The organism is Gemmiger formicilis (assembly GCF_016900095.1).
GTDB lineage: Bacteria > Bacillota > Clostridia > Oscillospirales > Ruminococcaceae > Gemmiger > Gemmiger formicilis_A.
Genome location: NZ_JACJJP010000029.1, coordinates 1 through 24,896, shown reverse-complemented (window position 1 = coordinate 24,896; position 24,896 = coordinate 1). Strand labels below are relative to the sequence as shown.

Annotated in this window: 19 protein-coding genes and 1 pseudogene; 13 read left to right on the top strand and 7 right to left on the bottom strand. The window is 59.6% G+C overall.

Annotated features, from left to right (window positions below):
* Positions 1-42 precede the first annotated feature (42 nt).
* Positions 43-1,815, bottom strand: coding sequence for a Na/Pi cotransporter family protein (locus tag H6B15_RS12320; protein WP_204648302.1), 1,773 nt, complete (start codon positions 1,813-1,815; stop codon positions 43-45).
* Between the two features lie 88 nt (positions 1,816-1,903).
* Positions 1,904-2,098, bottom strand: a complete 195-nt coding sequence (locus H6B15_RS12315; RefSeq protein ID WP_204648301.1) for a hypothetical protein — start codon at positions 2,096-2,098, stop codon at positions 1,904-1,906.
* Positions 2,099-2,240: 142 nt separating this feature from the next.
* Between H6B15_RS12315 and H6B15_RS12310 the strand changes: the two genes are divergently transcribed.
* From H6B15_RS12310 to H6B15_RS12260, 11 genes are all read left to right on the top strand, one after another.
* A complete protein-coding gene (locus H6B15_RS12310; RefSeq protein ID WP_204648300.1) occupies positions 2,241-3,215 on the top strand; it encodes a substrate-binding domain-containing protein in 975 nt (324 codons plus the stop codon).
* A 126-nt stretch (positions 3,216-3,341) separates the two neighbouring features.
* Entirely contained in the window at positions 3,342-4,244 is a 903-nt protein-coding gene (gene pstC, locus H6B15_RS12305; RefSeq protein ID WP_204648299.1) for a phosphate ABC transporter permease subunit PstC, read from the top strand.
* Between the two features lie 115 nt (positions 4,245-4,359).
* Positions 4,360-5,157: a phosphate ABC transporter permease PstA gene (pstA, locus tag H6B15_RS12300; protein ID WP_243424411.1), complete on the top strand. Its 798-nt coding sequence runs from the start codon at positions 4,360-4,362 to the stop codon at positions 5,155-5,157.
* Positions 5,158-5,163: 6 nt separating this feature from the next.
* Positions 5,164-5,916 carry a phosphate ABC transporter ATP-binding protein PstB gene (pstB, locus tag H6B15_RS12295; protein WP_204648297.1) on the top strand — a complete coding sequence of 251 codons (753 nt, stop codon included), beginning with the start codon at positions 5,164-5,166 and terminating at the stop codon, positions 5,914-5,916.
* A gap of 19 nt (positions 5,917-5,935) precedes the next feature.
* A complete protein-coding gene (phoU, locus tag H6B15_RS12290; protein ID WP_204648296.1) occupies positions 5,936-6,610 on the top strand; it encodes a phosphate signaling complex protein PhoU in 675 nt (224 codons plus the stop codon).
* Positions 6,611-6,766: 156 nt separating this feature from the next.
* On the top strand, positions 6,767-7,861 hold the full coding sequence (locus H6B15_RS12285; RefSeq protein WP_204648295.1) for an HD-GYP domain-containing protein: 1,095 nt from the start codon (positions 6,767-6,769) through the stop codon (positions 7,859-7,861).
* Positions 7,858-8,214, top strand: coding sequence for an Hpt domain-containing protein (locus tag H6B15_RS12280; RefSeq protein ID WP_204648294.1), 357 nt, complete (start codon positions 7,858-7,860; stop codon positions 8,212-8,214). Before H6B15_RS12285 ends, H6B15_RS12280 begins: the two co-directional genes overlap by 4 nt.
* A complete protein-coding gene (locus H6B15_RS12275) occupies positions 8,193-8,813 on the top strand; it encodes a uridine kinase family protein (RefSeq protein ID WP_345941989.1) in 621 nt (206 codons plus the stop codon). The genes H6B15_RS12280 and H6B15_RS12275 overlap by 22 nt, the downstream gene beginning before the upstream one ends.
* 170 nt (positions 8,814-8,983) lie before the next feature.
* Positions 8,984-9,463: a DUF2975 domain-containing protein gene (locus H6B15_RS12270; RefSeq protein ID WP_204648293.1), complete on the top strand. Its 480-nt coding sequence runs from the start codon at positions 8,984-8,986 to the stop codon at positions 9,461-9,463.
* A 12-nt stretch (positions 9,464-9,475) separates the two neighbouring features.
* Positions 9,476-9,694 (top strand): helix-turn-helix domain-containing protein, encoded by a 219-nt coding sequence (locus H6B15_RS12265; RefSeq protein WP_204648292.1) that lies wholly within the window; start codon positions 9,476-9,478, stop codon positions 9,692-9,694.
* Between the two features lie 27 nt (positions 9,695-9,721).
* Positions 9,722-11,242 carry a DUF4153 domain-containing protein gene (locus H6B15_RS12260; protein WP_204648291.1) on the top strand — a complete coding sequence of 507 codons (1,521 nt, stop codon included), beginning with the start codon at positions 9,722-9,724 and terminating at the stop codon, positions 11,240-11,242.
* A gap of 62 nt (positions 11,243-11,304) precedes the next feature.
* Here the strand turns inward: H6B15_RS12260 and H6B15_RS12255 are convergent, their stop codons facing one another.
* The 5 genes from H6B15_RS12255 to H6B15_RS15715 all read right to left on the bottom strand — a co-directional run bounded on the left by H6B15_RS12255 (position 11,305) and on the right by H6B15_RS15715 (position 16,535).
* Complete coding sequence (locus H6B15_RS12255; protein WP_204648290.1) at positions 11,305-13,230, bottom strand: hypothetical protein; 1,926 nt, start codon at positions 13,228-13,230, stop codon at positions 11,305-11,307.
* 15 nt (positions 13,231-13,245) lie between these two features.
* Positions 13,246-14,130, bottom strand: coding sequence for an aldose 1-epimerase family protein (locus H6B15_RS12250; RefSeq protein WP_204648289.1), 885 nt, complete (start codon positions 14,128-14,130; stop codon positions 13,246-13,248).
* Positions 14,131-14,471: 341 nt separating this feature from the next.
* Positions 14,472-14,765, bottom strand: coding sequence for a hypothetical protein (locus H6B15_RS12245; protein ID WP_204648288.1), 294 nt, complete (start codon positions 14,763-14,765; stop codon positions 14,472-14,474).
* Positions 14,766-14,865: 100 nt separating this feature from the next.
* Complete coding sequence (locus tag H6B15_RS12240; RefSeq protein WP_204648287.1) at positions 14,866-16,416, bottom strand: recombinase family protein; 1,551 nt, start codon at positions 16,414-16,416, stop codon at positions 14,866-14,868.
* Complete coding sequence (locus H6B15_RS15715; RefSeq protein ID WP_275951003.1) at positions 16,413-16,535, bottom strand: hypothetical protein; 123 nt, start codon at positions 16,533-16,535, stop codon at positions 16,413-16,415. The genes H6B15_RS12240 and H6B15_RS15715 overlap by 4 nt, the downstream gene beginning before the upstream one ends.
* A 270-nt stretch (positions 16,536-16,805) precedes the next feature.
* Here H6B15_RS15715 and H6B15_RS15870 point away from each other — a divergent pair.
* Positions 16,806-19,316 (top strand): annotated as a pseudogene (locus H6B15_RS15870) (InlB B-repeat-containing protein); the annotation flags it as partial.
* 186 nt (positions 19,317-19,502) lie between these two features.
* On the top strand, positions 19,503-24,896 hold a 5,394-nt coding region (locus H6B15_RS15580; protein WP_345941988.1), incomplete at its 3' end, for an InlB B-repeat-containing protein.

Sequence of the window (24,896 nt, the reverse complement as noted above, 5' to 3'; positions counted from 1 at the left end):
TCCTTGCGTCAAGAAGCCCGCCGAAACCGGCGGGCTTCTGGTTTATCCGTTGGATGCGGCTTCGGACGGGAAGGTGTAGCGGTCGCGGTACTTTTCGTACCGCTCCTCAAACTTCACGCTGGAGCCGTTTTTGATGTTGTTCAGGTACTCGTGGGTGTCGAACTTGTCCTCCGCCACCTCGATCATGGCCACCGCAATGTTGGAGCAGTGGTCGGCAATGCGCTCGTAGTCGGTGAGCAGGTCATCCAGCACAAAACCGTACTCGATGGTGCAGGTGCCGGCCTGCAGGCGGGCGATGTGGCGGGTCTTGACCTCCCGCACCAGCCCGTCCACCACCTCTTCCAGGGGTTCGATCTTGCCGGCGGCGTACAGGTCATTCTGCTGGTAGGCGTCCACCGTGCGGTTCACGATGTCCTGCAAAGCGGATTCCAGCACCGAAAGGTCGCTCAGGGCTTCCTTGCTGAACCGGATGTCCTTCTCCTTGATCTCCTTGGCGGCTTCCAGCAGGTTCACCGCATGGTCGGAGATACGCTCAAAGTCGCCGATGGTCTGCAAAAGCTTGTTGACGGTGCGGTTATCCTCCCGGGACAGATGCTTGTTGCCCAGCTTGACCAGGTAGGTGCCCAGCACATCCTCGTAGTGGTCCACGGCGTCTTCCTTGTGCAGGATCTCTTCCGCCAGGGCGTCGTCCCACTTGTGGGTGATGGACATGGCCTGCAGAAGGGAAACCCGGCAGATTTCGGCCATATCGCCGCCGGTGAGCATGGCGCGGTTCACCGCCACCGAGGGGGTGGACAGCAGGCGCTCGTCCAGCAGGGAATGCTGTTCGGGGGTGTCGGACTTGCTGTCCGGCACGGTCATGATGGCCAGGCGTTCCAGCACCCGGTTGAAGGGCAGCAGGATGGCGGTGGTCACCACGTTGAAGACGGTGTGCACGATGGCAATGCCGAAGGTGTTGATCTGGTCATTGAAGAAGGGGAACTGCAGCAGCGCGTGCAGGCCGTAGAACCCGCACAGGAAGATGACGGCGCCGATGACGTTGAAATACAGGTGCACAAAGGCGGTGCGCTTGGCGTTCTTGTTGGCACCGGCGGAGGAGATCAGGGCGGTGACGGTGGTGCCGATGTTCTGGCCCATGATGATGGGCACGGCGGCGCTGTAGGTTACCGCGCCGGTGGAGGACAGTGCCTGCAGGATGCCCACCGCGGCGGAGGAGGACTGCAGGATGGCGGTGAGCACCGCGCCGGCCACCACGCCGAACAGCGGGTTGGAGAAGGCCAGGAACATGTCCATGAACCATTCCTCCCCGGCCAGGGGGCTCATGGAGGTGGACATGGTGTTCATGCCGGCCATCAGGATGGCAAAGCCCATCATGATCTTGCCCACGCCGCGCTTGCGGTCCTTGCCCAGCATGTACATCCAGATGCCGATGAAGCCCAGGATGGGGCTCCAGGCATTGGGGTTGAGCATCTGGGTGACGAAGTTGTCCCCTTCCAGACCGGACAGGGACAGAAGCCATCCGGTGACGGTGGTGCCGATGTTGGCGCCCATGATGACGCCGATGGCCTGGTGCAGCTGCATCAGGCCGGAGTTGACAAAGCCCACGGCCATGACGGTGGTGGCGCCGCTGGACTGGATCACCGCGGTGACCACCAGGCCCAGCAGCAGGCCTTTGATGGGGGAGGAGGTCATCTTGCTCAGGATGCCCTGCAGTTTGTTGCCGGCGGTCTGTTCAAGGGCCTTGCCCATCATGTCCATGCCGTACAGGAACATGGCAATGCCGCCCATCAGACTGAACACATTGAAAATGCTCATACTGGGAAAACCTTCCGTTCTCTTATTTTTCTTTTCTGCGGAGCCTTTGGGCTCCGTGCTGCCCTAAGCAGCGCTATACCATTTCTTATTATAACGGTGCTGCGTACAGATGCGGTAGCAAGAGACGGTAAAGTGTTTGTAAAATTTGTGTAAAACCGGCCTGCAAAGGCACTTTTTGGGCATTTTTGGTGAAAATCTTGCCCGTTTTTTTACGAATTTTACAATTCCTTTTCATTTCGCCGCCCCATTTGACCGAAATTTTACGCCGATTGTACGGCGTCATGGTCGAAACCCGGGCCCCGGTTTTGCTACAATACCCTTGCGCCCGGAAGGACGGGCACGCCGCAGCGGGACGGTTGGAAAGAAACCCGCAGCGGATACTTTGCTACATGAAAATTGAGCAAAAAGGGAGAAGAAAGACAGTTATGAAACGTAAGATTGCTTTGGTTTGCGCCGCCGCCATGGCCCTGAGCCTGGCCGCCTGCGGCAACACCGCTTCCACCACTTCCGAGAGCACCGCCTCCGAGAGCACCGCTTCCGAGAGCACCGCTTCCGAGAGCAGCTCCGCTACCTCCGAAGCCGCCGGTGAAGAAGCCGCTGCCAGCGATTTCGACAATACCCAGGCCATCACCGTTATCACCCGTGAGGAAGGTTCCGGCACCCGCGGCGCCTTCATCGAGCTGACCGGCGTGGAAGAGAAGAACGATGCCGGCGAAAAGGTGGACAACACCACCCCCGGCGCCGCCACTCAGAACTCCACCAACGGTGTCATGACCACCGTGGCCAACGATGAAACCGCCATCGGCTACATCAGCCTGGGCAGCCTGAACGACACCGTCAAGGCTGTCACCGTGGGCGGCGTGGCCGCTTCCGCCGACACCGTCAAGGACGGCACCTACACCCTGGCCCGTCCCTTCAACATCGTCACCAACGGCGATGCCACCGACCCCGTGGCCGTTGACTTCATCAACTTCTGCATGAGCGCCGACGGTCAGGCCATTGCCACCGAGGATGGCTATATCGGCGCCGACGGCGCCGCCGCTTTCGAAGGCACCCAGCCTTCCGGCAGCATCACCGTGGGCGGTTCTTCCTCCGTCAGCCCCCTGATGGAAAAGCTCATCGAAGCCTATGAGGGCGTGAACCCCAACGCCAGCCTGGAACTGCTGACCACCGACTCCACCGTCGGCGTCTCCGGCGCTCTGGACGGCACCTACACCATCGGCATGGCTTCCCGTGAACTGAAGGATTCCGAAGTGGAATCCGGCGCCAAGGCCACCGTGTTGGCCCTGGACGGCATCGCGGTGGTTGTCAACCCCGCCAACCCCATCGAGGACCTGACCACCGACCAGATCAAGAGCATCTACACCGGTGAGACCACCACCTGGGACGCCATCCAGTAACCAAAACCTTGTAAAAGCGAATGGCCGTTGCCGCCCATCAAGCAGCGGCCATTCTTTTGGTAGAAACGTGAACCCTTTGACGGGCCCTTGAGGGTCCGCCCCCAAACAGGATTGGAGTATAGGAAAATGAGTACGAGAGTAGCCAACACAAAAGAAGTGGTGATGAAGTGGGTGTTCACCGCCTGCGCCTGCATTTCGATTTTGGCGGTGGGACTCATCTGCGTCTTTCTGTTTGCCAACGGCCTGCCCACCCTCTTCAAGATCGGACCCTTGAAGTTCCTTCTGGGCACCACCTGGAAGCCGGGCAACGACATCTACGGCATCCTGCCCATGATCCTGGGCAGCATCTACGTCACCGCCGGGGCCATCATCGTGGGCGTGCCCATCGGCCTGCTCACCGCCATCTACATGAGCCGGTTCGCCTCCAAGCGCATCAACAAGGTGCTGCTGCCCGCCGTTCAGCTGCTGGCCGGCATCCCCTCGGTGGTGTACGGCTTCTTCGGCATGGTGGTGCTGGTACCGGGCATTCAGGCAGTGCTGAAAACCGACTTCGTCCGCAAGACCCTGCACATCACCAACGGCAAGGGCATGAGCCTGTTCACCGCCAGCCTGCTGCTGGGCATCATGATCCTGCCCACCATCATCACGGTGAGCAAGACCAGCCTGGATGCCGTGCCCCAGAGCTACTACGAAGGAAGCCTGGCCCTGGGCGCCACCCATGAACGCAGCGTCTTCTTCACCGTGCTGCCCGCCGCCAAGAGCGGCGTGCTGTCGGCGGTGATCCTGGGCATCGGCCGCGCCATCGGCGAAACCATGGCCGTGGTCATGGTGGCCGGCAACCAGACCTGGATGCCCCAGGGGCTGTTCCAGGGCCTGCGCACCATGACGAGTAACATCGTCATCGAGATGGGCTATGCCGCCGACCTGCACCGGGAAGCCCTGATTGCCACCGGCGTTGTGTTGTTCGTATTCATTCTGCTCATCAACGTGAGCTTCAGTCTTGTGAAGGAGAGGGAGAAAAATGCCTGAGTCCACCATTACGACCGGCGCCAATCCCGGCGAATACAGCGCGTCCCGCGCCCAGCTGGTACCCCCGGCCAAAAACTGTGAAAACCGCACCGCCGCCCGCGTCTGGGCCCTGGTCATGCGGTGGCTGGTCCGCCTGGCCGCCCTGGTCACCGTGGCCGTTCTGATTTTCCTCATCGGCTATATTCTGGTCATGGGCATTCCCAACCTCAAGCCCAGCCTCTTTGCCTGGGAGTACAACTCCGAAAACGTCTCTCTCACCCCGGCGCTCATCAACACCATCCTGATGACTGCCTTCTCCCTGCTCATCGCCACCCCCCTGGGCATCTTCGCCGCTGTCTGGCTGGTGGAGTACGCCAAGCGCGGCAATAAACTGGTCAAGCTCGTCCGCCTGACCACCGAGACTTTGCAGGGCATTCCCTCCATCGTCTACGGCCTGTTCGGCATGCTGTTCTTTGTCACCCAGCTCAAATGGGGCTACTCCCTCATCGCCGGCGCCTTCACCCTGTCCATCATGGTGCTGCCGGTCATCATGCGCACCACCGAGGAAGCCCTGCTGGCCGTGCCCGATTCCTACCGGGAAGGCAGCTTCGGCCTGGGCGCCGGCAAGCTGCGCACCGTCTTCAGCATCGTGCTGCCCTCCGCCATGCCCGGCATCCTGTCCGGCGTCATCCTGGCCGTGGGCCGTATCGTGGGCGAAACCGCAGCCCTGATCTACACCGCCAGCACCGTGGCAGCCATCCCCACCAGCGTGTTCAGCTCCACCCGTACCCTGGCCGTGCATATGTATATGCTGTCCAACGAAGGCCTGCATGTGGGCGAAACCTACGGCACCGCCGTGGTGCTGCTGGTGCTGGTGCTGGTCATCAACGCCCTGTCCAGCTTTGTGGCAAGCAAACTTGCGAAAGGAAACTGAGTGACGATGAATAAATTTGAAGTCTCCAACATGGATTTGTACTACGGAAACTTCCATGCGCTGAAAAACATCAATATTTCCATCCCCGAAAAAGAGATCACCGCCTTCATCGGCCCTTCCGGCTGCGGCAAGTCCACCTTCCTGAAAAGCCTGAACCGGATGAACGACCTGGTGGAAGGCTGCCGCATCTCCGGTGACATCAAACTGGACGGCGTGGACATCTACAAGGACAAGATGGACGTGAACGTGCTGCGCAAGCGGGTGGGCATGGTCTTCCAGAAGCCCAACCCCTTCCCCATGAGCATCTACGACAACATCGCCTACGGCCCCCGCACCCACGGTGTGCGCAGCAAGGCCCAGCTGGACGAGATCGTGGAAAAGAGCCTGCGGGGCGCTGCCATCTGGGATGAAGTCAAGGACCGCCTGAACAAGAGCGCTCTGGGCATGTCCGGCGGCCAGCAGCAGCGTCTGTGCATCGCCCGCGCCCTGGCCGTGGAGCCCGAAGTGCTGCTGATGGACGAACCCACCAGCGCCCTGGACCCCATCTCCACTTCCAAGGTGGAGGAGCTGGCCATGGACCTGAAAAAGGACTACACCATCATCATCGTCACCCACAACATGCAGCAGGCGGCCCGTATCTCGGACAAGACGGCCTTCTTCCTGCTGGGTGAACTGGTGGAGATGGGCCCCACCGAGCAGGTCTTTGCCACGCCCGTGGACAAGCGCACCGAAGATTACATTTCCGGCCGTTTCGGCTGATACAAGGGGGAAAGATTGCATGCCTACCAGCAGCCGTAAGATTTATGATGAAGAGCTGTTGCAGCTCGATACCATGCTGGCCCGGATGGGCCATGCGGCGGGCGGCGCCATCGAAAGCGCCCTCACCGCCCTCAAAACCGGCGACATTGAACTGGCCCGCAGCGTCATTGCCCGGGACAGCGAGATCGACGCCGCGGAACACGAAGTGGAACACCGCTGCCTGACCCTGTTTTTGCGTCAGCAGCCGGTGGCCAGCGACCTGCGCAAGGTGTCCACCGCCCTGAAAATGGTCACCGACATCGAGCGCATCGCCGACCAGGCCTCGGACATTGCCGAGATCATCCTGCATCTGCATGTGGACACCGCCACCACCGTGGGCGTCATGGAGGACATCTACCGCATGGGCGACCTGGTGCTCCGGATGGTCAAGCAGGCCATCGGCGCCTATGTGCAGGTAGACCTGGCCAGCGCTGCCGAGGTCATTGCCAAGGACGATGTGGCCGACGCTTCCTTCAACCGCATCAGCGGCGAGATCGCCCACTACATTGCCGACCACCCCAACGAGGCACAGACCGCCCTGGACCTGTTCATGATCACCAAGTATCTGGAACGTCTGGGCGACCACGCCGTCAACGTGGCCGAATGGGTCGAGTTCCTCAAGACCGGCGTGCACAAATCCCGCAAGATTGTGTAATACGCCCCTGCCATACCATTCTCTTATTTTTCCTATACCAACCGGAACGGGACTTTGCGCATGCAGGGTCCCGTTTCGGCTTTTGGGGCAAAATGCTTGTGATTTTGGCCGGAGTTGAGTATACTGGAACCAGACAGAACGAAAGGGGGAATCCGGATGGAAGAAAGCAGCCGGCCCAAAACCACCGATCACCGCACCCTGCTCATTGTGGACGACGACGAGTTCAACCGCGCCATTCTGGACAACCTGTTTGCGCCCTATTACACCATACGGGAAGCGGCAAACGGCCGCCTGGGCCTGGAGGCCATCCTGGCCGACCCCGACGCCATCAGCGCCGTGCTGCTGGACGTGGTCATGCCCGAGATGGACGGCCTGCAGGTGCTGCAGCGGCTGAAGGAGGAGGACCTGTTGCAGAAACTGCCGGTGTTCCTCATCACCGCCGAAGCCCGGGACGAAGTCATGCGGGAAGCCTACCGCCTGGGGGTCATGGACGTGATCAGCAAGCCGGTGGTGCCCTATGTGGTGCTGCGGCGGGTGCAGTCGGTGGTGGAACTGTTTGAGGCCCGCCGCCGCCTGAGCAACACGGTGGAGATCCAGCAGTCGGAACTCATGCGCCGGGCCCGGCAGATCGCCGAGCTGAACATGGGCATGCTGGAAGCCCTGTCCACCGCCATCGAATTCCGGGACGGGGAATCCGGCGAGCATGTCCGGCGCATCCACCACATCACCAAGATGCTGCTCAGCGACACCCGCCTGGGCCGGGGCATCAGCGATGCCGAGATTGAGCTCATCGCCACCGCCTCCATCATGCACGATGTGGGCAAGATCGCCATTCCGGACGCCATCCTCAACAAGCCCGGCAAGCTCACCCCCGAAGAATACGAGATCATGAAGACCCACACCATCCGCGGCGCCGAGATGCTGGAGCGCATCCCCCAGCTGCGGGACAACGAAGCCTACCCTTACGCCTACGACATCGCCCGCCACCACCACGAACGGTGGGACGGCCGGGGCTATCCCGACGGGCTCAAGGGGGAGGAAATCTCCGTCTGGGCCCAGGTGGTCTCCCTGGCCGACGTGTATGACGCCCTGAGCTGCAAGCGGGTGTACAAGAAGGCCTTTGACCGGGAAACCGTGCTGGAAATGATCCGCACCGGCCAGTGCGGGGTGTTCAACCCCGACCTGCTGGAAGCGTTTTTTGCGGTGGAGCCCCGGCTGCACCGCCTGTACGAAACCAACAAGGAGGAATGACCATGGACCTTATGCGCAAACAGCGCCTGCAGGACGCGGGCATTGATGTGGACAGCGCCCTGGAACGCTTTATGAACAACGAGGCCCTGCTGGAACGGTTTCTGGGCAAGTTCCCGGCGGACCCCAACCATGACCGGCTGGCCCAGGCCATTGCCGCCGGCGACCGGGAAGGGGCCCTGACCGCCGCCCACACCATGAAGGGGGTGTGCGGCAACCTTTCCATGACCGCCCTGTTTGAGCTGCTCACCCGCCAGGTGGCCGCCTTCCGGGCCGACGACTGGGACGGCGCCGTGGCCATGATGCCGGAGCTGGACCGGATGTACGACGGTCTGTGCGCGGCCATCGCCTCATGAGCGCCCGGCTGATGGCCGCCCCCGGCGAGGTTCCGGCGGAGCTGGCCCGGATGGTGCAGGCGCTGGTGCAGCCGGGCCGCACCGCCCTGGTGGCGGTGGACGGGCGCTGCGGCAGCGGCAAGACCGCCCTTGGCACCGCCCTGGGCCGGATGTTCGGCTGCCCGGTGGTACATACCGACGACTACTACCTGCCCTTTGCCCGCCGTGCCCGGAACTGGAGGGAGGTCCCCGCGGCCAATATGGACTTTGACCGGCTGCGCGCCGAGGTGCTGGACCCCCTGCGGGCCGGCAAAGACGGGGTATACCGGGCCTACGACTGCCACGCCGACTGCTTTGCGGACGAGGAGCCCCTGCCCGCCGGACCGCTGCTGGTGCTGGAAGGCAGCTACAGCCACCACCCCGACCTGGGCGGGTATGACCTGACCGTCTTTGTCACCTGCCCGGCTGCCTGCCGGGAACAGCGGCTGCGCACCCGGGAGGGGGAACACTACGAAATGTTCCGCAGCTGCTGGATTCCCCTGGAAGAGGGCTACTTTGCCCGGTACGGGGTAGAGAACAAGGCCGACTGCGTGGTGGATACCGGCGCCGACGGCCGCTGAACAACCGAAGAAACACCAACACAGGACCCGCCTTCCCCGGCGGGCCTTTTTTATGCCCCGAAAAACCGAAAAACAGAAAAAATATATTGAAAAACAATAAAAAACACTTGCAAAACGATATGACCTGTGGTATGGTAGTGCTAAGCTGAAAACAGAAAGGGGAAGGTTTCATGCCAAAGAAGACCCCCGCCGCAACGCGGGACAAAAGCATTGCCTTAAGCCAGTTCAGCACCCTGTGCATGGGGGTGATCTGCCTGATCATGGTGGGCTGCGGCCCCCAGCTGGTGGGCTGGGCCCTGCGGGACTACACCGGCAGCGCCGCGCTGACCATGCTGCGGGGCGGGCTGCTGGGCCTGGGGTATGTGTGTGCGGTGCTGGCCTTTGCCATGCTGTACAATCTCTACCGGTTCCTGGGCCGTATCCAGAAAGGCACCGTCTTTGTGCGGGCCAATGTGACGGCTTTGTGGCGCATCAGCTGGTGCTGTGCCGGGGCGGCCTTCCTGTGCACTCCCACGGGGCTTTTGCTGCGTCTGCCCTTCGTCTTTTCCCTGGGGCTGTGCGCCGGGTTCATGGCGCTGATCGTCCGGGTCATCATGAATGCCTTCCGCCAGGCGGTGGAGATGCAGGAAGAACTGGACCTGACGGTGTAAAGGAGAACGGGAATGTCCATATATGTGAATCTGGATGTGATGATGGCCCGGCGTCATGTGGGGGCAGGGGAGCTGGCCGAAAAAATCGGCATCACCCCCGCCAACCTCTCCATTCTGAAGAACAACAAGGCCAAGGCGGTGCGGTTCTCCACCTTGGAAGCCCTGTGCCGGGAACTGGACTGCCAGCCCGGCGACCTGCTGGAATACCGGCCCGACGACGGCGCCGACTGATACCGAGATAATACAGAAGGTAATATTATGCAAAAATATAACAAAGAGGGCGCGGCGCGTCCCCTTTATTCAAGTGCGCCAAAAAATCTGCCCGCGGAGCTTCCCGCATCCCCCAGACCCCTGCCCGGCAGCCCCCTTCTGTGGGGCGGGGCGGCGATAATCAGCTATCCCCTGGCCTGGTACTACACCAAGTATGTGCTTATGGGAGCTATGCGGGGACCGGCCTACACCGTCTTCACCTGTCTGTTTCTGCTGGCGGTGGAGCTGTTCAGCCGGGCTCTGGGGCGCAAGGGCAGCCGGGAAACCTGGTTCTGGGGGGCCTGCTGGCTGGCCCAGAGTCTGGCCCTGAGCGTCTACGGCCTCCACGAAGATGTGCTCCAGCTCTGGCAGATGCTGGCCTGGCACCTGTCGGCGGTGTATTTTGTGCTCTGCCGCACCGGCATGCAGGCTGCGGGCAAGGCCAACGCCATGGTGGTCATCGATGTGCTGGCCGGGGTGTTCGTGCTGCCCTGGACCGGATTCTTCCTGCGGCTGCGGGCCCTGTGGACCGGGGCACGCACCTGCCTGAAAGGCCGGGTGCGCTCCCGCCGCCGGATATGGGAAGCCCTGGCCGGGGTGGTGCTGGCCCTGGTGCTGGCGTGGTACGCGGCGGCCCAGCTGGCCGTGGCGGACGAGACCTTCGGCAAGATGGTGGAAGGGCTGCTGCACCCCCTGTGCTGGCAGTGGGACGGGGTGGAACTGCTGTACCTGATCTGTTCCATCCCGGTGGGCATGTGGCTGTTCGGCCTGGTGGGCAGCGGCCTGCGCCGCAGCGCCCCGCCCCTGACCGAAGCCGAATTTTACCGCGGCCTTTCCCGCGTGCCCCGGCTGCCCGCTGTCACCGCCAACCTGGCGGTGGGGGCCCTGTGCGGGGTGTATGCCCTCTTCTTCGGGGTGCAGTGCGGCGAGTTCGCCGCCGCCCTGGGAGCACCTCTGCCCCTGGCCGCGGTGGAAGCCTCCCGCTTTGCGGTGGACGGCTTCTGGGAACTGTGCCGGGTGCTGGTGCTGGACTTCGGGGTGCTGGGCGCCCTGCACTTCCTCAGCCCCGCCCCGGTGGACCGCCCCGGCCGCCGTCGGGGACTCCTCACCCTGTTCTGCGCCTTCGGTCTGGGCTTTGTGGGCCTGGCCGCCGCCAAGCTGGGGGTGTACATCCGGCTGTGGGGGCTTACGCCCCGGCGGGTGATCTCCGCCTGGTGCCTGGCGGTGCTGGGGCTGGCCGCCGTGCTGGCCCTGGTGCGGCTGTGGCGCCGGCTGCCCGCGGTGCGCATCTGGGTGCTGGCGGCGGCGGTGAGTTTCTGCGTGCTCTGCGCCGTTGATGTGGAAAAAATCTGTGTGATGGACCATCTGGCCCGGGTGCAGGCCGGCACCGCGGCGGAGCTGGACTGGAACCTGCTGGATGAATGTCTCAGCGGCCGCCCGGATCTGGTCCACTCGGTGCAGGATATCGCCATGGATCTGACTGCCGAACAGCGGCAGGATCTGGAATCCTATTTCGGAATCTGGTATTGATTGCAACAAAACATCCCCGCCCTCTGTTTGGCAGAGAGCGGGGATGTTCCTGTTTGACAGGGTCAGGCGATGCGGTCAATCTGCACCTGATAGAAACGCAAGGTGGACCCTTCCTCCTGGTAGATGCGGTAGTCCACATCCTCCAGGGGAACGGTCACGTTCAGAGACAGGCTCAATGTTCCCGCGGCGGGATCCAGAGGCGCGGAAGCTAGAATTTCCATCTCATCCTGATACCCCCGGGTGATCTGGAACTGGGCCTGGCAGCCGGGATCGGCGGTGTAGGTGAGGGTCACGGTATACTGCCCGGCCCCCAGATCGTCCCCCGGTCCGGTCATGGCGTACCCCGGGTCGGGGGCTGTCTGCACAAAGGCCCCGGCGGAATCATAGCGGCCGTCCACGCTGAGCTCGTTGCAGCCGGCCACCAGGATGCGGGTGCGGATGTACAGGTTGCGGCCGGCAGGAATATCGATGTAGCGCGGCTTCTCGCCAAGAGATTGCAGCTGCTCTTCCAGCCAGGTCAGGTCGGCGGGATCCTGGGCCGCCATCGACTGCAGGATCAGGTCCCGGTCGGCGGCGCTGGCCATCAGTTTGCGCAGATGCAGGTTGTCGTCCCGGTAATACTCGAAGGCAGACCCCGGGGAGGTGTTGGCCCGGGCCGCAAAGGTGGACTGCAGGGGATGGTACAGAGCGGGCCAGCGGGCTACCACTGCCTCGGTGATGGGGGTGGCATACAGGTAGCTGACGCACTCGGTGGTTTTCAGGCCGCCGTACCAAAGAATCACAGAGCCGGTGTACAGACAGCAGACCACCCCGGCGGCTGCCCCGGCCAGCCGCAGTCCGCGGCGTTGAACCAGCCGGGGCAGGTAAAAGCCCACGGCGGTGCTCATGGCAGCGGCGCCCCAGGCGTTGTACCGGGCAATCCCGGCCATGCCGCAGTTGATGTTGGCCATGAAGGAACAGCCGAACAGCATGCCGGCCATGGCCAGCAGCATCAGCGGATACCGCCAGACATGCCGGCACAACGCCGGAACCAGCAGCAGGACAGCCACAAGCAGCAGAGGCCCGAAGTAGGGCAGAAGACCGAAATTCAGGTCCAGGAAATAGGCGACCAGCTGCCGCAGCACGGTGCCGTCCCAAAAGTCGGCAATCTCGTTGCTGTGAGAGGCCGTCAGGTTGATGCTGCCGCAGATGGAATAGTTGTAGGCAAAAGGCACCAGTCCCGGCAGATAACAGCAGGCATAGAGCAGAATCTCCTTCCAACGGCCCAGGACGGAGCGCAGACGGGCGCCGCCCGGAGCCTGCCGGAACAGACCCGCCAGATATTCGGCAATCATGACCAGACCCAGGGCCAGGGCACAGGGGTTCATGGTCCCGGCCAGGGAGATCATCAGCGCGGCGCGGTGGCGCCGGTTGGTCACCCAGCACCAGCAGGCCAGGGCCACAAAGGCAAACAGAAAGGTTTCGGCGCTGGCCCATTCAAAATAAAACAAAATGGGGTTGATGCCCAGCAGAAGGGTCATCAGCACCCGCTGGGCCAGGTGCAGCCGGGCACGGTCGGTAAAGACCAGGATCAGCACCAGGGCAAACAGCACAAAGTTGGTGTAGCAGAATGTACCGTACAGAGGCAGCTTCAGCAGCTGCAGAATCCACAGGGCGGGCACGCAGCAGGCAGAGTAGGTGGGAAAATACCAGGGCACCACGTCTCCGTTCGCCAGCACATACCCGGACCCGGCAAAGCTCTGGTAGTTGGAGGCCCAATCGGGAAACCATTCCCGGGCCAGGGCCAGTTCCTCGCCGCTGACAAAACCGTTGCCGTCATGGGCCAGGGACACGGTGGTCAGGGAATAGCTGGCCGCCTCGCCGATGAAAAAGGTGCCGGTCTGCACACAGTTCACGAACAGGAACACAAGATAGACCGCCAGCACAACGGCACACAACACCTCTGCCGCCCGCTTTCTTGCGGGGGAAGAACCAATGAAACGTGACATAAGCTCAGTCATCCATCAGCGGTCGAAGGTGGTGTACAGGGTGGTGGACCAGGTCTCGCCCTTGGCCAGGCTGGCGGCACAGGGGCGCTGCTCCCAGTCGATGGGGCCGTTTTCCTCCCCGGGCAGGCTCTGCCAGGGCTCAATGCAGACAAACCGCACCGGCTTGGCCTTGGCGGACCAGATCAATACGTAGGGGTAGCCCTCAATGTTGCAGGAAACCTTGCGCCCGGTGTCCTTCTCCACAATGGCCAGGTTGGCGCTGCGCAGATTCACCATGCAGAAGCTGTCGTTGGCAAACAGGTCGTCGGTCAGGGGAATGGTCTTGGTGTTGCGGGCCAGATAGTAGAAGTCCCGCCCGTTCAGTAGACCGTTGGGCAGGCAGCTGAGACACAGGGGGCTTTCCAGCTCGTCAAAGCGGAACTCGTAATCGGTGGTGGTGTGCTGGTCGTCAAAGGGGATGGCAAAGGCCGGGTGGTACCCGATGCCGAACCGCAGCTGCTCCTCCACGGGATTCTCCACCGTCAGGGTGTGGCAGACCGTCTTGCCGGAAAGGGTGAAGGTGGACCGCAGCACAAAGGCGTAGGGCCATTTCTGCAGGGTCTGGGCGTCGGACACCAGCTCAAAGACCAGAGAATCTGCCGTCTGGTTCACCAGCGTGTGCTCCACATCCCGGGCAAAGCCGTGCTGTCCACCGGCATATTCCACACCCTTGGCCAGCATCTTGCCGTCGGTGAGCTTGCCGGTGTAGGGGAACAGGATGGGCGCATGCCGGTTCCAGACTTCGGGGTCCGCCTGCCACAGCATTTCCGCCCCGGTGTGTTTGTTGATGACGCTGACCGCCTCGGCGCCGTGGGTGTCCACGGTCAGGCGGAGATCGGCGTTTTCAATGGTATACCGCATAATGATTTTACCCCCAAGCATTTTTTTTCAGTATACCCCAAATCCCCGCAAATGGAAAGAGGACCCGGCCGGGATTTTTCCGGCCTTCGCACACCACGGCGGAAAAGGTCATATTCTGTTGGCAGGGAGGTGTTACCTATGCCGACTGGCAGTATATGGATTGCGGCGGCCCTGGCCGAACAGGCCGCGCCGCTGGCGGGAGTGCGGGTGACCGTGCTGGACGAGACGGGCGTGCCTGTTGCCCGCCTGGAAACCGGGGAAGACGGCACCGCCGTGCAGGATAACCTGCCGGCGCCGGATCGTTCCTACAGCCTGGAGGAGAACAATACCACGGTGCGGCCCTATGCGGTGTACGATCTGGTGGCCGAAAAGGACGGCTGGCAGACGGTGCGGCTGACCGGGGTGCAGGTGTTCGACGGCCAGGAGACGGTGGCCCGGATGAACTTTCTGCCTGCGGATGCCGCCGTGGCCACCGCGGGCATCGTGGCGGAAAGCAATGTGGACATTCCGCCCCACCCGCTGTTTTCGGGGCGGGGCGGCAGCGGACCTGCCCCGGCGGGCAACTGTCCGGGGGCACGGGTGCTCACCGAGGTGGTCATCCCCAAAACCATCACGGTGCATCTGGGCCGCCCCACCGAATCCGCCCGCAATGTCACCGTGCCGTTTCAGGCGTATATCGCCAATGTGGCCTCCGGCGAAGTCTATCCCACCTGGGCGGGACAGGCGCAGCCACGCCTAAAAGGTCCAGTGGATTTCCACCGTGCGGGGCGCGTCCTTTCCGGCGGGGGGAAACACCCGCACCTGCGCCACCAGCAGACTGACCAGGGCCCGGTCCAGCTCGGGCAGGGCGGTGGCCTCGGTCAGCCGCTTTCGCACCGCGGCCCGGCGGGTTTCGGCGTCGGGCTGGGCCTCCAGGGCCTGCAGCCGCTGCTCCAGCTGGGCAATCTGCCGGTGGAACCGCCGGTTCATGGACAAGAACTCCTCTTCCGCCAGCAGCCCGCCGCACTTGTCCAGATACAGGTTTTCCAGGGCGGTGCGCCGGTGGTCCAGCTCGCTTTGCAGACGGGTCTTCTCGGCCCGGCGGGCTTTTTCTTCGGGCAAAGGCGGATACAGGGCCGGGTTCTCCGGGTGCAGAAAAGGCCCCAGGTGCTGTCGGATGCGCTCCAGCACCGCTTTTTCCAGTGCCGACGCGGGCAGATAAGGCTGCCCGGGGCAGAGTGTTTTGTCCAGCAGGGCGGTGCGGCACCGGAAATACCGCACCCGTTGCCCGTCCTTCCCCACATGGCCGGAAGCGGTCTGCTCCATGACACGGCCGCAGAGGCCGCACACCACCTTGCCCGCCAACGGATGCACGGTTCCGCCGGTGCCGCTGCGGGCCCGGCTGTGCAGCATGGCCTGGACCCGGTCGTACTCGGCAGGGGAGATGAGAGCCTCGTGGGTGCCGGGGACCACGATCCAGTCCGACCGGGGCAGCCAGACGGTTTTGTCCGACTTGTAGCTCACCCGCCGGTGCCGCCCCTGTTCCAGCTCCCCCGCATAGGTGCGGGTGGTCAGCAGCCGATGGATGGTGGCCTTGGTCCAGCGTTCGTTTCCGGTATCTTCTTTATAATAAGGTAAACGGCCTGCTTCCCGCCGGTAACGGCCCGGCGAGGGCAGGCCCTCTTCGTTCAAAAGGCGGGCGATGCGGGCACAGCCGTACCCCGAAAGATACAGCCCGAATATCCGCCGGACCACCCGGGCGGCAGGTTCGTCCACGATCAGCCGGTTGTGGTCGGCGGGGTCCTTGGCATAGCCGTACAGGGCAAAGGCGGCGATGTACTGCCCGGTCTTGCGTTTGTGGGTCAGCACCGAGCGCACATTGGCGGACAGATCTTCCAGATACCACTCGTTGATCAGCCCGTTGATCTGGCGGCTTTTCTTGCCCGCGGTGTCGGCGGTGTCGGCGTGGTCCACCACCGCAATGAGCCGGATGCCCCACAGGGGAAACAGCCCGTGCAGGTATTTTTCCACCAGTTCCATATCCCGGGTGAACCGGGACAGCGTCTTGACCAGAATCACATCAAACGCGTGCCCCCGGGCGGCCTCAAGCATCCGGTTGAACCCCGGCCGGGTGCGGTCCATGCCGGAATAATCCTCGTCGGTGTAGACTTCCGCCACCTCATACCCGTGCAGCCGGGCGTATTCCAGCAGCATGGCCCGCTGGTTCTGGATGCTTTCGGATTCCTGCGCGCCGCCGGACAGGTTCTCGTCCTCCTTGCTCAGCCGGCAGTAGATGGCGGCTTTCATGCCGAAGCCTGCCTGGCTGCCATGCGCAGCCAGGTATCGGCCAGCTGCTGCAGGGTTTGTGCACGATGGGACAAATCAGCGGAAAAAACTTCCTCAATATGCAGCTCTCGGTTTGCCATAACGCCCTCCTTTGCCGAAAAAAGATGCAATCCCCTGTAATGGGTATGTGCGGCGCGGCGATAACATGCCAAAAGTTGCAAAAAGATTACAATTGTAGAAAAATACTAAAAATTTCAATAAAATAAAGATTTTTTATGCGTTGCGATCAAAATGTGATGATTTTGTGACCGAGTTGTGACCAAGCGAGTATATAATGAGGACATAAAGTCATGGATTGCACCGTTAGGGGCAATAAATGAAGGGTGCATACACCCGGAAAGGAGTATTCCATGGACAAGTTATGGTACAAAGCACGCCGCGTGATCAGCATGGTGCTGGTCTTCGCGATGCTGGCTTCCATTACGCCCATCCAGGTCTTCGCGGAAGGCGAAGATACAGGCGTCCCTGCCACCACAGGGGAAGTCAGTGATGTGACAACGGAAAGTGTGCCGGAGGCTGATCCGGTACCGGAACCCGATCCGGAGCCGGTGGTTGAATCCGAACCCGCTCCGGAGCCCGAACCTGAACCGGAGCCGGATCCGCAGCCGGAGACTATCCCGGAACCCGAGCCGGAACCGGATCCGCAGCCGGAGACTATCCCGGAACCCGAGCCGGAACCGGATCCGCAGCCGGAGACTGCGCCGGCCACCCAGCCGGAGACTGCGCCGGCCACCCAGCCGGATGCCGCTCCGGCTACCCAGCCGGAGACCGCTCCGGCCACCCAGCCGGAGACTGCCCCGGCGACCCAGCCGACAACTGATTCGGTTCCTGCGGCTGATCCGAACAATACACCTGACGCCAACCAGCCCGTTGTGCTGGATGAACCTGTGGTGTATACCGTTACCTTCGAGTACGGCTACGATTATGACAATAATCCGGAGACGGCGGATATTATTGTCGAACAGGAAATTCAGGCAGGAAAAGACGCCATTGCTCCCGAAATTCCCGACCGTCAAGGATATACATTTAAGGGATGGGACCAGGCGTTTACCAATGTGCAGTCCGATCTGACCGTGAAAGCGCAGTGGGAAGAAATTTCCACAGCCACGGTCACGGTACATTACCGGTATGCCAACGGAACGGAAGCTGCCCCCGATTACAAGGAAACCGTTATCATCGGTCAGCCTTATAACAAAGCAATTCCGATCCCTGCAATCACGGGGTATACTCCGAATCCGGCAGAACTGGTCTTCAATGAGACTGCCGTTACAGGCAATCTGGAGCGAACTGTCACCTATCAGGGTGATCAAGTCTCTTACACGGTCAACTGGTATCAGCAGAACGTGGACAATGATGGGTACACGCTGTCCAAAACCCAAAATTGTACGGGCACTGCAGGCGAAACGGCGACGGAACCTGAAAATGTGCAGTACGAAGGTTTTACCAAGGGTGCAGTTCCGCAGCTGACCATTGCGGCGGACGGCAGCACCGTGGTTGAAATCTACTTCACCCGCAACAGCTATACGCTGACTTGGAACACGGACGGCGGCAGCTACGTTGCGCCGGTCAACTACAAGTATGGCGCAACGGTTGTGCGGCCTGAAAATGATCCCACCAAACTTGGCTATTCCTTTGTACAGTGGAATGGTATGCCTGCCACGATGCCCGCCGAAGACACAGTTGTGACGGCAGAGTGGAAGCCCAATGAGCAGGCTTCGTATACTGTTGTGTACTGGCAAGAAAAAGTTGCTTTGCCGGATGATGATGTTAGTGCAATCCCCGACAAAGAAACAGGATATGACTATGTTGAGTCTCAAACGGTTCAGAATGCACGTGTCGGAAGTGTGGTAAGTGCACAGACTGCCGATCGCAAAAATTATGATGGATTCCAGTTAAGCAGTGCAAATAACACGGAACAAGTGGAAGTGACTGCGGACGGAAACGCTGTGCTGAATGTGTACTATGACCGCGTAATAAAAACCGTCAAACTATATGTTTATGAATCGTCTGGGTGGGGAGGTGGAAGTTGGAATTTAACGCACACGTTTACCGTTAAATATGGAACCAACATTTCTTCCTTGTGGCCTGAGGGCTACTCTGGATACCAATGGTGCGAAAGCCGGTATAACTGGAATGAGGGCCCTTGGTTGAATGTTTTGGAAGGTGTTACTCGGGATATAACGCTTTATGGCAAACAAATGTCTGGGTGGACCACACAAACCATTAAGCATTATGTTGAGGAACTAGATGGGAGTTGGAAACTCCATACAACGGTACCCTTACGGTCGGACGGTGGGCTTTACTTGACTGATCCGGAAGATATTTTGGAAATCGAGGGCTTTGATTCAGATAACTACACATTTACACCTCGGAATGCGTTTGATAACAGCAATTGGCGCACAGCAGAAATAAGATACCCCCGCAAGAGCTATCAAATTACATTCCAAAATTGCAAAAATGTTGATTCTGTAAGCCTTAAATATGAGGCTACGCTTTCTTCTGCCAATCCCCCGACCAATCCTGAACGTCCTGATACGGTAGAATCCGACTACAGATTTGTTGGATGGGCCTATGATCCTGCGGGAGTAACAATGGTAGATTGGGCTGGTAAGATGCCTGCCCACAACCTGCAGGTCTTTGCTGTCTGGAAAAAGCCAACCTATACAGTAACGTTTGAACCTGATTGCCAGGGCGTTACCATACCGCCGATGACGGTTGAAAAGGGCAGCACGATCACGTTGCCTGTACCTGATGAATCGTGGAACAAAGGGGAAGGATATACCTTTGTTGGTTGGTATACGGATTCCTCGTTCCAGAATCTGTTTGTGGAAAAACAACAGATTGTAAGCAATATGACCCTGTACGCAAAATGGGATTACAGCGGAACCTGCACCTATATTATCGAGGCTAGGGACCCTGAAGGTAATCCCATCAAAGATGCAGATGGCAATCCGATTACCGTGACAAGAACCGCGGAAGCCGGTTCGTATGTGACAGTTGTGGCGCCCGAAATCCCCGGATATACACCCGAGGTTCCTAGTCAGTCTGTGAAGATTGAGACGCCGGACCAGGTGGTTACCTTTACTTACACCAAGAAAGAGGCCTGGACCGCCACGGCGCGGTACATTGATACAGCGGGCAACCAGATCACGATTGACGGAGCACCTGTAGAAAATACGACTGTTTCCGTCACCGACGCCGATTCTTATGTGTTCTTTGCCAAGGCAATCCCCGGCTACCGTGCGCAGAACGCTGCTTTGACGGCAATCCGGGATGAAGCCACGGTTACCTTCGTGTATGAGGCAATTGCCAATCCTGCCTACACCATCAAATATGTAGATATGGATACAGACAAGGAGGTACATCCCCAGGATACGAGGAACGATGTGCCTCGCGGACAGCTGGTTACCGTACCCAAATCCGCTTGGCCTGATGTTGACGGATACGAAGCCGTCAGCGCCACCAGCGGCTACGCCAGCGAAAACCTGGTGGTGTATGTCTACTATAAGGCAACCGTACGCAGTTACACCGTTCACTACTATCTGCAGCCCACAACAACAAAAGTCGCGCCGGATGAATCCGGACAGGCACAGGTCGGAACAAACCTGAAAACTGTTGTGGATCCGTTGGTCAAGACCATCCCCGGTTACACAGTTGTCGATGCTGATTATGACAACTTCGTGATCACCGCAGATGGATCCAACGAATTCATCGTGTACTACACCCAGAATCAGTATACGCTGACCATCAACTATGTGTACGCGGATGACATCCCGGATACGACTCTGGCCGGCAAAAAGGCGCATGAGTCTCATGTGGAAACGCTTACCTACAATGCGACGTATAGCGTGGAAAGCCCCTCTATTTCTGGTTACACGCCGGACGTGACTACGGTTTCCGGTACCATGCTCGAGGACAATGTCACGGTAACCGTAACCTACAGCGCCAACGCAAATACTCCCTATGTCATCCAGCACTTCAAGCAGAACCCGGACGGCAGCTATCCTGCCGATCCCAGTGATACAGATCCCATGACCGGTACCACCGGACAGACCGTTACCACCGAAGGACAGGTAAGGATGTATGAAGGCTTTACCTATGCTCCCGATGCGGTTGGCACTGTTACCAGCGGAACGATCACGGGTGATGGAACTCTGACTCTGAAGCTGTACTACACCCGGAATGAGCATACCGTCACCTACGAGTATGAAGGCACTGTTCCGGCTGGAGCTGGATTGCTTCCGGAAGCAACACATTACAAATACGGTAAACTGGTTTCCATCGCTCCGGCCCCCACCACACCGGCTGGCTATACCTTCAGCGGGTGGTCCATTGAAGAAGCGTTCAACATGCCCGACGAAGACGTAGTCATCAAGGGCAGCTTCAAAGCCAATGGTGATACGCCATACACCGTCGAGTATTACGTGCAGGACATCGAAGATGACGACTATACGCAGGAATCGACCACGACCGAAAAAGGCGAGACCGGGTCCGAAGCGATCATTGTGCCGAAACAGCGAGACGGCTTTGAGATCAACGAAGAAAAATCTTTGCTGAAGGACAAGATCGCCGGCAATGGTTCCACCGTTCTCAAAGTCTACTATGACCGCATCAAGTATAAGGTCGAGTATAACTATAGCGGATTTGTCCCTGCGGATGCGAGCCAGAAACCCCTTACCGTGTCCTATAAGTTCGGTAAGAGTGTGGAAGTGGCACCTCCCGCTACGGCGGCCGGTTATACCTTCTCCGGATGGACGACCGAAGACGTGACGGTTACGAATGGAACTTTTGATGTTCCCGCCAATGATGTCACTTTCACCGGTTCCTTCACAGCCCAGAGCGGTATTGCCTACAAGGTAGAGCATTACAAGCAGACTTTGAACGGCACCTATCCCACCACACCCAGCGAAACGGAAAATCTGACCGGTACCACCGGCGAGACCGTCAACGCTGAGCCGAAGAGCTACCCCGGCTTCACCTATGATCCCAGTGCGAAAGGCACCGTGACCGAAGGCACCATCAAAGGCGACGGCAGCCTGACTCTGAAGCTGTACTACACCCGTGACGAGTTCAAGGTTACCTATGCTTACAGCAAAACTGCACCCGAGGGCGCAGCAGCTGCTCCGGCAGAAGCAACCTACAAGTATGAGGAACCTGTGAATGTGGCCGCGCAGCCTGAACTGGACGGCTATACCTTCAACGGCTGGACCACAGCGGATGTGCCTGTTGTTGAAGGCGCGTTCACCATGCCCGCCAAGAATGTGGCCTTCACCGGTTACTTCACTGCCAACACGAACACCCCGTACACGGTGATTCATTATCTGGAAACCTTGGATGATGGCGTGTTTGCGCAGGAAGACATGGATACCAAATACGGAACCACTGGTGAAGAGGCTACTGCCACGCCGAATTCTTACATCGGCTTCACCTATGATCCCGATGTGGAAGGTACCGTTACCGAAGGTATCATCAAGGGCGACGGCAGCCTGGTTCTGAAGCTGTACTATACTCGCAATACCTATGATGTATCTTACAGCTACACGGGTACCGTTCCCGCCGGTGCAGGCGACGTGCCCGCAACGAAACCGTACAAGTTTGGCGAAACCGTAAATGTGGAACCTGCCCCCGCCACGCCGGATGGCTATACCTTCAATGGCTGGAGCCAGCAGAACGCCACCTTTACCATGCCGGCAAACGATGTGGTGATCACCGGTTCCTTTACGGCAAACGGCGATACCAAGTATACGGTGGAGTATTATTATCAGAATATCGAGAATGATGATTACACCAAGAACGACGACGAAACCGAAGAGCTGACTGGTCAGACGGATACCGAGGCGACCGCGCCGACCCCTGATAAAACCGGCTTCATCGTGAACAGCACCAAGTCCAAGCTGACCGGCAACATCGCCGGCGACGGATCGCTGGTTCTGTCGGTCTATTATGACCGCGTCGTAAGTACCGTTTATTACAATTACGATAATCCTCCTGCAGGCGCACCCATTCTGCCCGCAGCCGTGGAGTACAAGTACGGTGCAACGGTGACGCTGGCTCCGGATGCCACCCTGACAGGGTACACCTTCACCGGTTGGGAAACCAACGATGCGGCTGTCCAGCCGAACCGGACCTTCATCATGCCGGAAACGGATGTGCAGATCACCGGCGGATTTACCATCAACAGCTACACCTACAAGGTCGTATACTACTACGACATGCAGGAAGGCAATACCGAAACCGGTCCGGCAACCCCGTACAATGAAACGGTGACCGTGACGCCCAATAAGTCCACCGCCTGGAATAACACCAATTATGTCCTGGATTACATGGAGCCTGCGGACGGCAGCCTGAAGATTACGGCTGACGAAGCCAGCAATGTGATCAAGGTCTATTATGCCAAGGATACCAAGGGTGGCGGCGATAACGGCCAGTCTCCTGACGAAATCCCGGATTATGCACAGATTGTTCTGACCTACATCAGTGCCAATCCGACGACCGGTAAGGTTTATCCCAACCACGAAACCTTCTCCTTTGAACACGCCAACGGTGTTGTTCTGGAAACCATGGAAGCGGTTCCGGGTACTGTGAACAAGGTACTGCCGATTCCCACTGCGGAAGACGGATTTGCGTTCGATTACTGGACCGATGGCACCAACAAGGAATTTGTGAAATCTCCCCAGATGTTCACAATCGGTTACAACGCCGACACCACCTTCACCGCGTACTTTGACGCGGATGAAAAGGGCGGCGGCGAGGATGGCAAGGATCCGGACGGCACCCCCGATAAGTACCAGACCTTCTTCTATTACGCCAGCGCCGGCAACGGCACGGTGGAAGGCAAACTGTTCGAAAAGTACGAAAACGTTGGCGGCGCCAAGCCGGAAGCTTCCCCGAAGGCGGAAGTCACCGTGAAGGCTGACACCGGTTATGCGTTCGACTACTGGACCGACGACAATGGCACCAAGTACTGGTCGCTGGAAGAAGTCCGTACGGTCAAGACCAGCGCCGATACCACCTTCACCGCCTACTTTGACGCGGATGAAAAGGGTGGCGGTGAGGACGGCAAGGATCCGGACGGCACCCCCGATAAGTACCAGACCTTCTTCTATTACACCAGCGCCGGCAACGGCACAGTGGAAGGCAAACTGTTCGAAAAGTACGAAAACGTTGGCGGCGGCAAGCCGGAAGCTTCCCCGAAGGCGGAAGTCACCGTGAAGGCTGACACCGGTTACGCGTTCGACTACTGGACCGACAACGACGGCACCAAGTACTGGTCGCTGGAAGAGCTCCGTGAGGTCAAGACCAGCACCGACACCACCTTCACCGCGTACTTTGACGTGGATGAAAAGGGCGGCGGCGATGACGGCGAAGATCCGGACGGCACCCCCGATAAGTACCAGACCGTCTTCAACTACACCAGCGCCGGCAACGGCACGGTGGAAGGCAAACTGGTCGAGAAGTACGAAAACATTGGCGGCGGCAAGCCGGAAGCTTCCCCGAAGGCGGAAGTCACCGTGAAGGCTGACACCGGTTACGCGTTCGACTACTGGACCGACAACGACGGCACCAAGTACTGGTCGCTGGAAGAGCTCCGTGAGGTCAAGACCAGCACCGACACCACCTTCACCGCGTACTTTGACGTGGACGAAAAGGGCGGCGGCGATGACGGCGAAGATCCGGACGGCACCCCCGATAAGTACCAGACCGTCTTCAACTACACCAGCGCCGGCAACGGCACGGTGGAAGGCAAACTGGTCGAGAAGTACGAAAACATTGGCGGCGGCAAGCCGGAAGCTTCCCCGAAGGCGAAAGTCACCGTGAAGGCTGACACCGGTTATGCGTTCGACTACTGGACCGACAACGACGGCACCAAGTACTGGACTCTGGATGAAATCCGTGCAGTCAAGACCAGCACTGACACCACCTTTACCGCTCACTTTGATGTGGACGAAACGGGCGGTGGCGATGACGGCGAAGACCCGGATGATATCCCCGACAAGTACCAGGTCAAGGTAACCTACGACGTCGTCAACGGTACCTGGACTGAAGGCGGCAACGCGCAGAAGAGCGAACGACTGACTCTGCTGGATGAAAACGGCAAATGGTCCGAGACCGGTTCCGCCAAGGCCAATCTGCCCGGAACTACCCCGTTTGAAGGCTTTGTAAACGGTACCTGGAATCCGGCGGATACAACGGTCACCAAGGAAAGCAACCACAGCTTTATCTGCACCTTCGTCATCCGCACCGACCTGACCTACACGGTCCGCTATCTGGAGAACTACACCGCACGTGAAGTGGCCGGCACCAAGACGGTGGAAGGCCAGACCTTCGGCACCACGGTGACCGAGACGGCTCCTGCAATCGGCGGTTACTCTCTGCTGAGCCCCTCTACCCAGTCCATCGAGATCACCACCGGTGAGAATGTGATCACCTTCTACTATCAG

Excerpts from the sequence above, each read along its gene's own strand:
- H6B15_RS12320 (WP_204648302.1), bottom strand. The coding sequence starts at position 1,815 with ATGAGCATTTTCAATGTGTTCAGTCTGATGGGCGGCATTGCCATGTTC.
- H6B15_RS12315 (WP_204648301.1), bottom strand. The coding sequence starts at position 2,098 with ATGACGCCGTACAATCGGCGTAAAATTTCGGTCAAATGGGGCGGCGAA.
- H6B15_RS12310 (WP_204648300.1), top strand. The coding sequence starts at position 2,241 with ATGAAACGTAAGATTGCTTTGGTTTGCGCCGCCGCCATGGCCCTGAGC.
- pstC (WP_204648299.1), top strand. The coding sequence starts at position 3,342 with ATGAGTACGAGAGTAGCCAACACAAAAGAAGTGGTGATGAAGTGGGTG.
- pstA (WP_243424411.1), top strand. The coding sequence starts at position 4,360 with ATGCGGTGGCTGGTCCGCCTGGCCGCCCTGGTCACCGTGGCCGTTCTG.
- pstB (WP_204648297.1), top strand. The coding sequence starts at position 5,164 with ATGAATAAATTTGAAGTCTCCAACATGGATTTGTACTACGGAAACTTC.
- phoU (WP_204648296.1), top strand. The coding sequence starts at position 5,936 with ATGCCTACCAGCAGCCGTAAGATTTATGATGAAGAGCTGTTGCAGCTC.
- H6B15_RS12285 (WP_204648295.1), top strand. The coding sequence starts at position 6,767 with ATGGAAGAAAGCAGCCGGCCCAAAACCACCGATCACCGCACCCTGCTC.
- H6B15_RS12280 (WP_204648294.1), top strand. The coding sequence starts at position 7,858 with ATGACCATGGACCTTATGCGCAAACAGCGCCTGCAGGACGCGGGCATT.
- H6B15_RS12270 (WP_204648293.1), top strand. The coding sequence starts at position 8,984 with ATGCCAAAGAAGACCCCCGCCGCAACGCGGGACAAAAGCATTGCCTTA.
- H6B15_RS12265 (WP_204648292.1), top strand. The coding sequence starts at position 9,476 with ATGTCCATATATGTGAATCTGGATGTGATGATGGCCCGGCGTCATGTG.
- H6B15_RS12260 (WP_204648291.1), top strand. The coding sequence starts at position 9,722 with ATGCAAAAATATAACAAAGAGGGCGCGGCGCGTCCCCTTTATTCAAGT.
- H6B15_RS12255 (WP_204648290.1), bottom strand. The coding sequence starts at position 13,230 with ATGTCACGTTTCATTGGTTCTTCCCCCGCAAGAAAGCGGGCGGCAGAG.
- H6B15_RS12250 (WP_204648289.1), bottom strand. The coding sequence starts at position 14,130 with ATGCGGTATACCATTGAAAACGCCGATCTCCGCCTGACCGTGGACACC.
- H6B15_RS12240 (WP_204648287.1), bottom strand. The coding sequence starts at position 16,416 with ATGAAAGCCGCCATCTACTGCCGGCTGAGCAAGGAGGACGAGAACCTG.
- H6B15_RS15715 (WP_275951003.1), bottom strand. The coding sequence starts at position 16,535 with ATGGCAAACCGAGAGCTGCATATTGAGGAAGTTTTTTCCGCTGATTTG.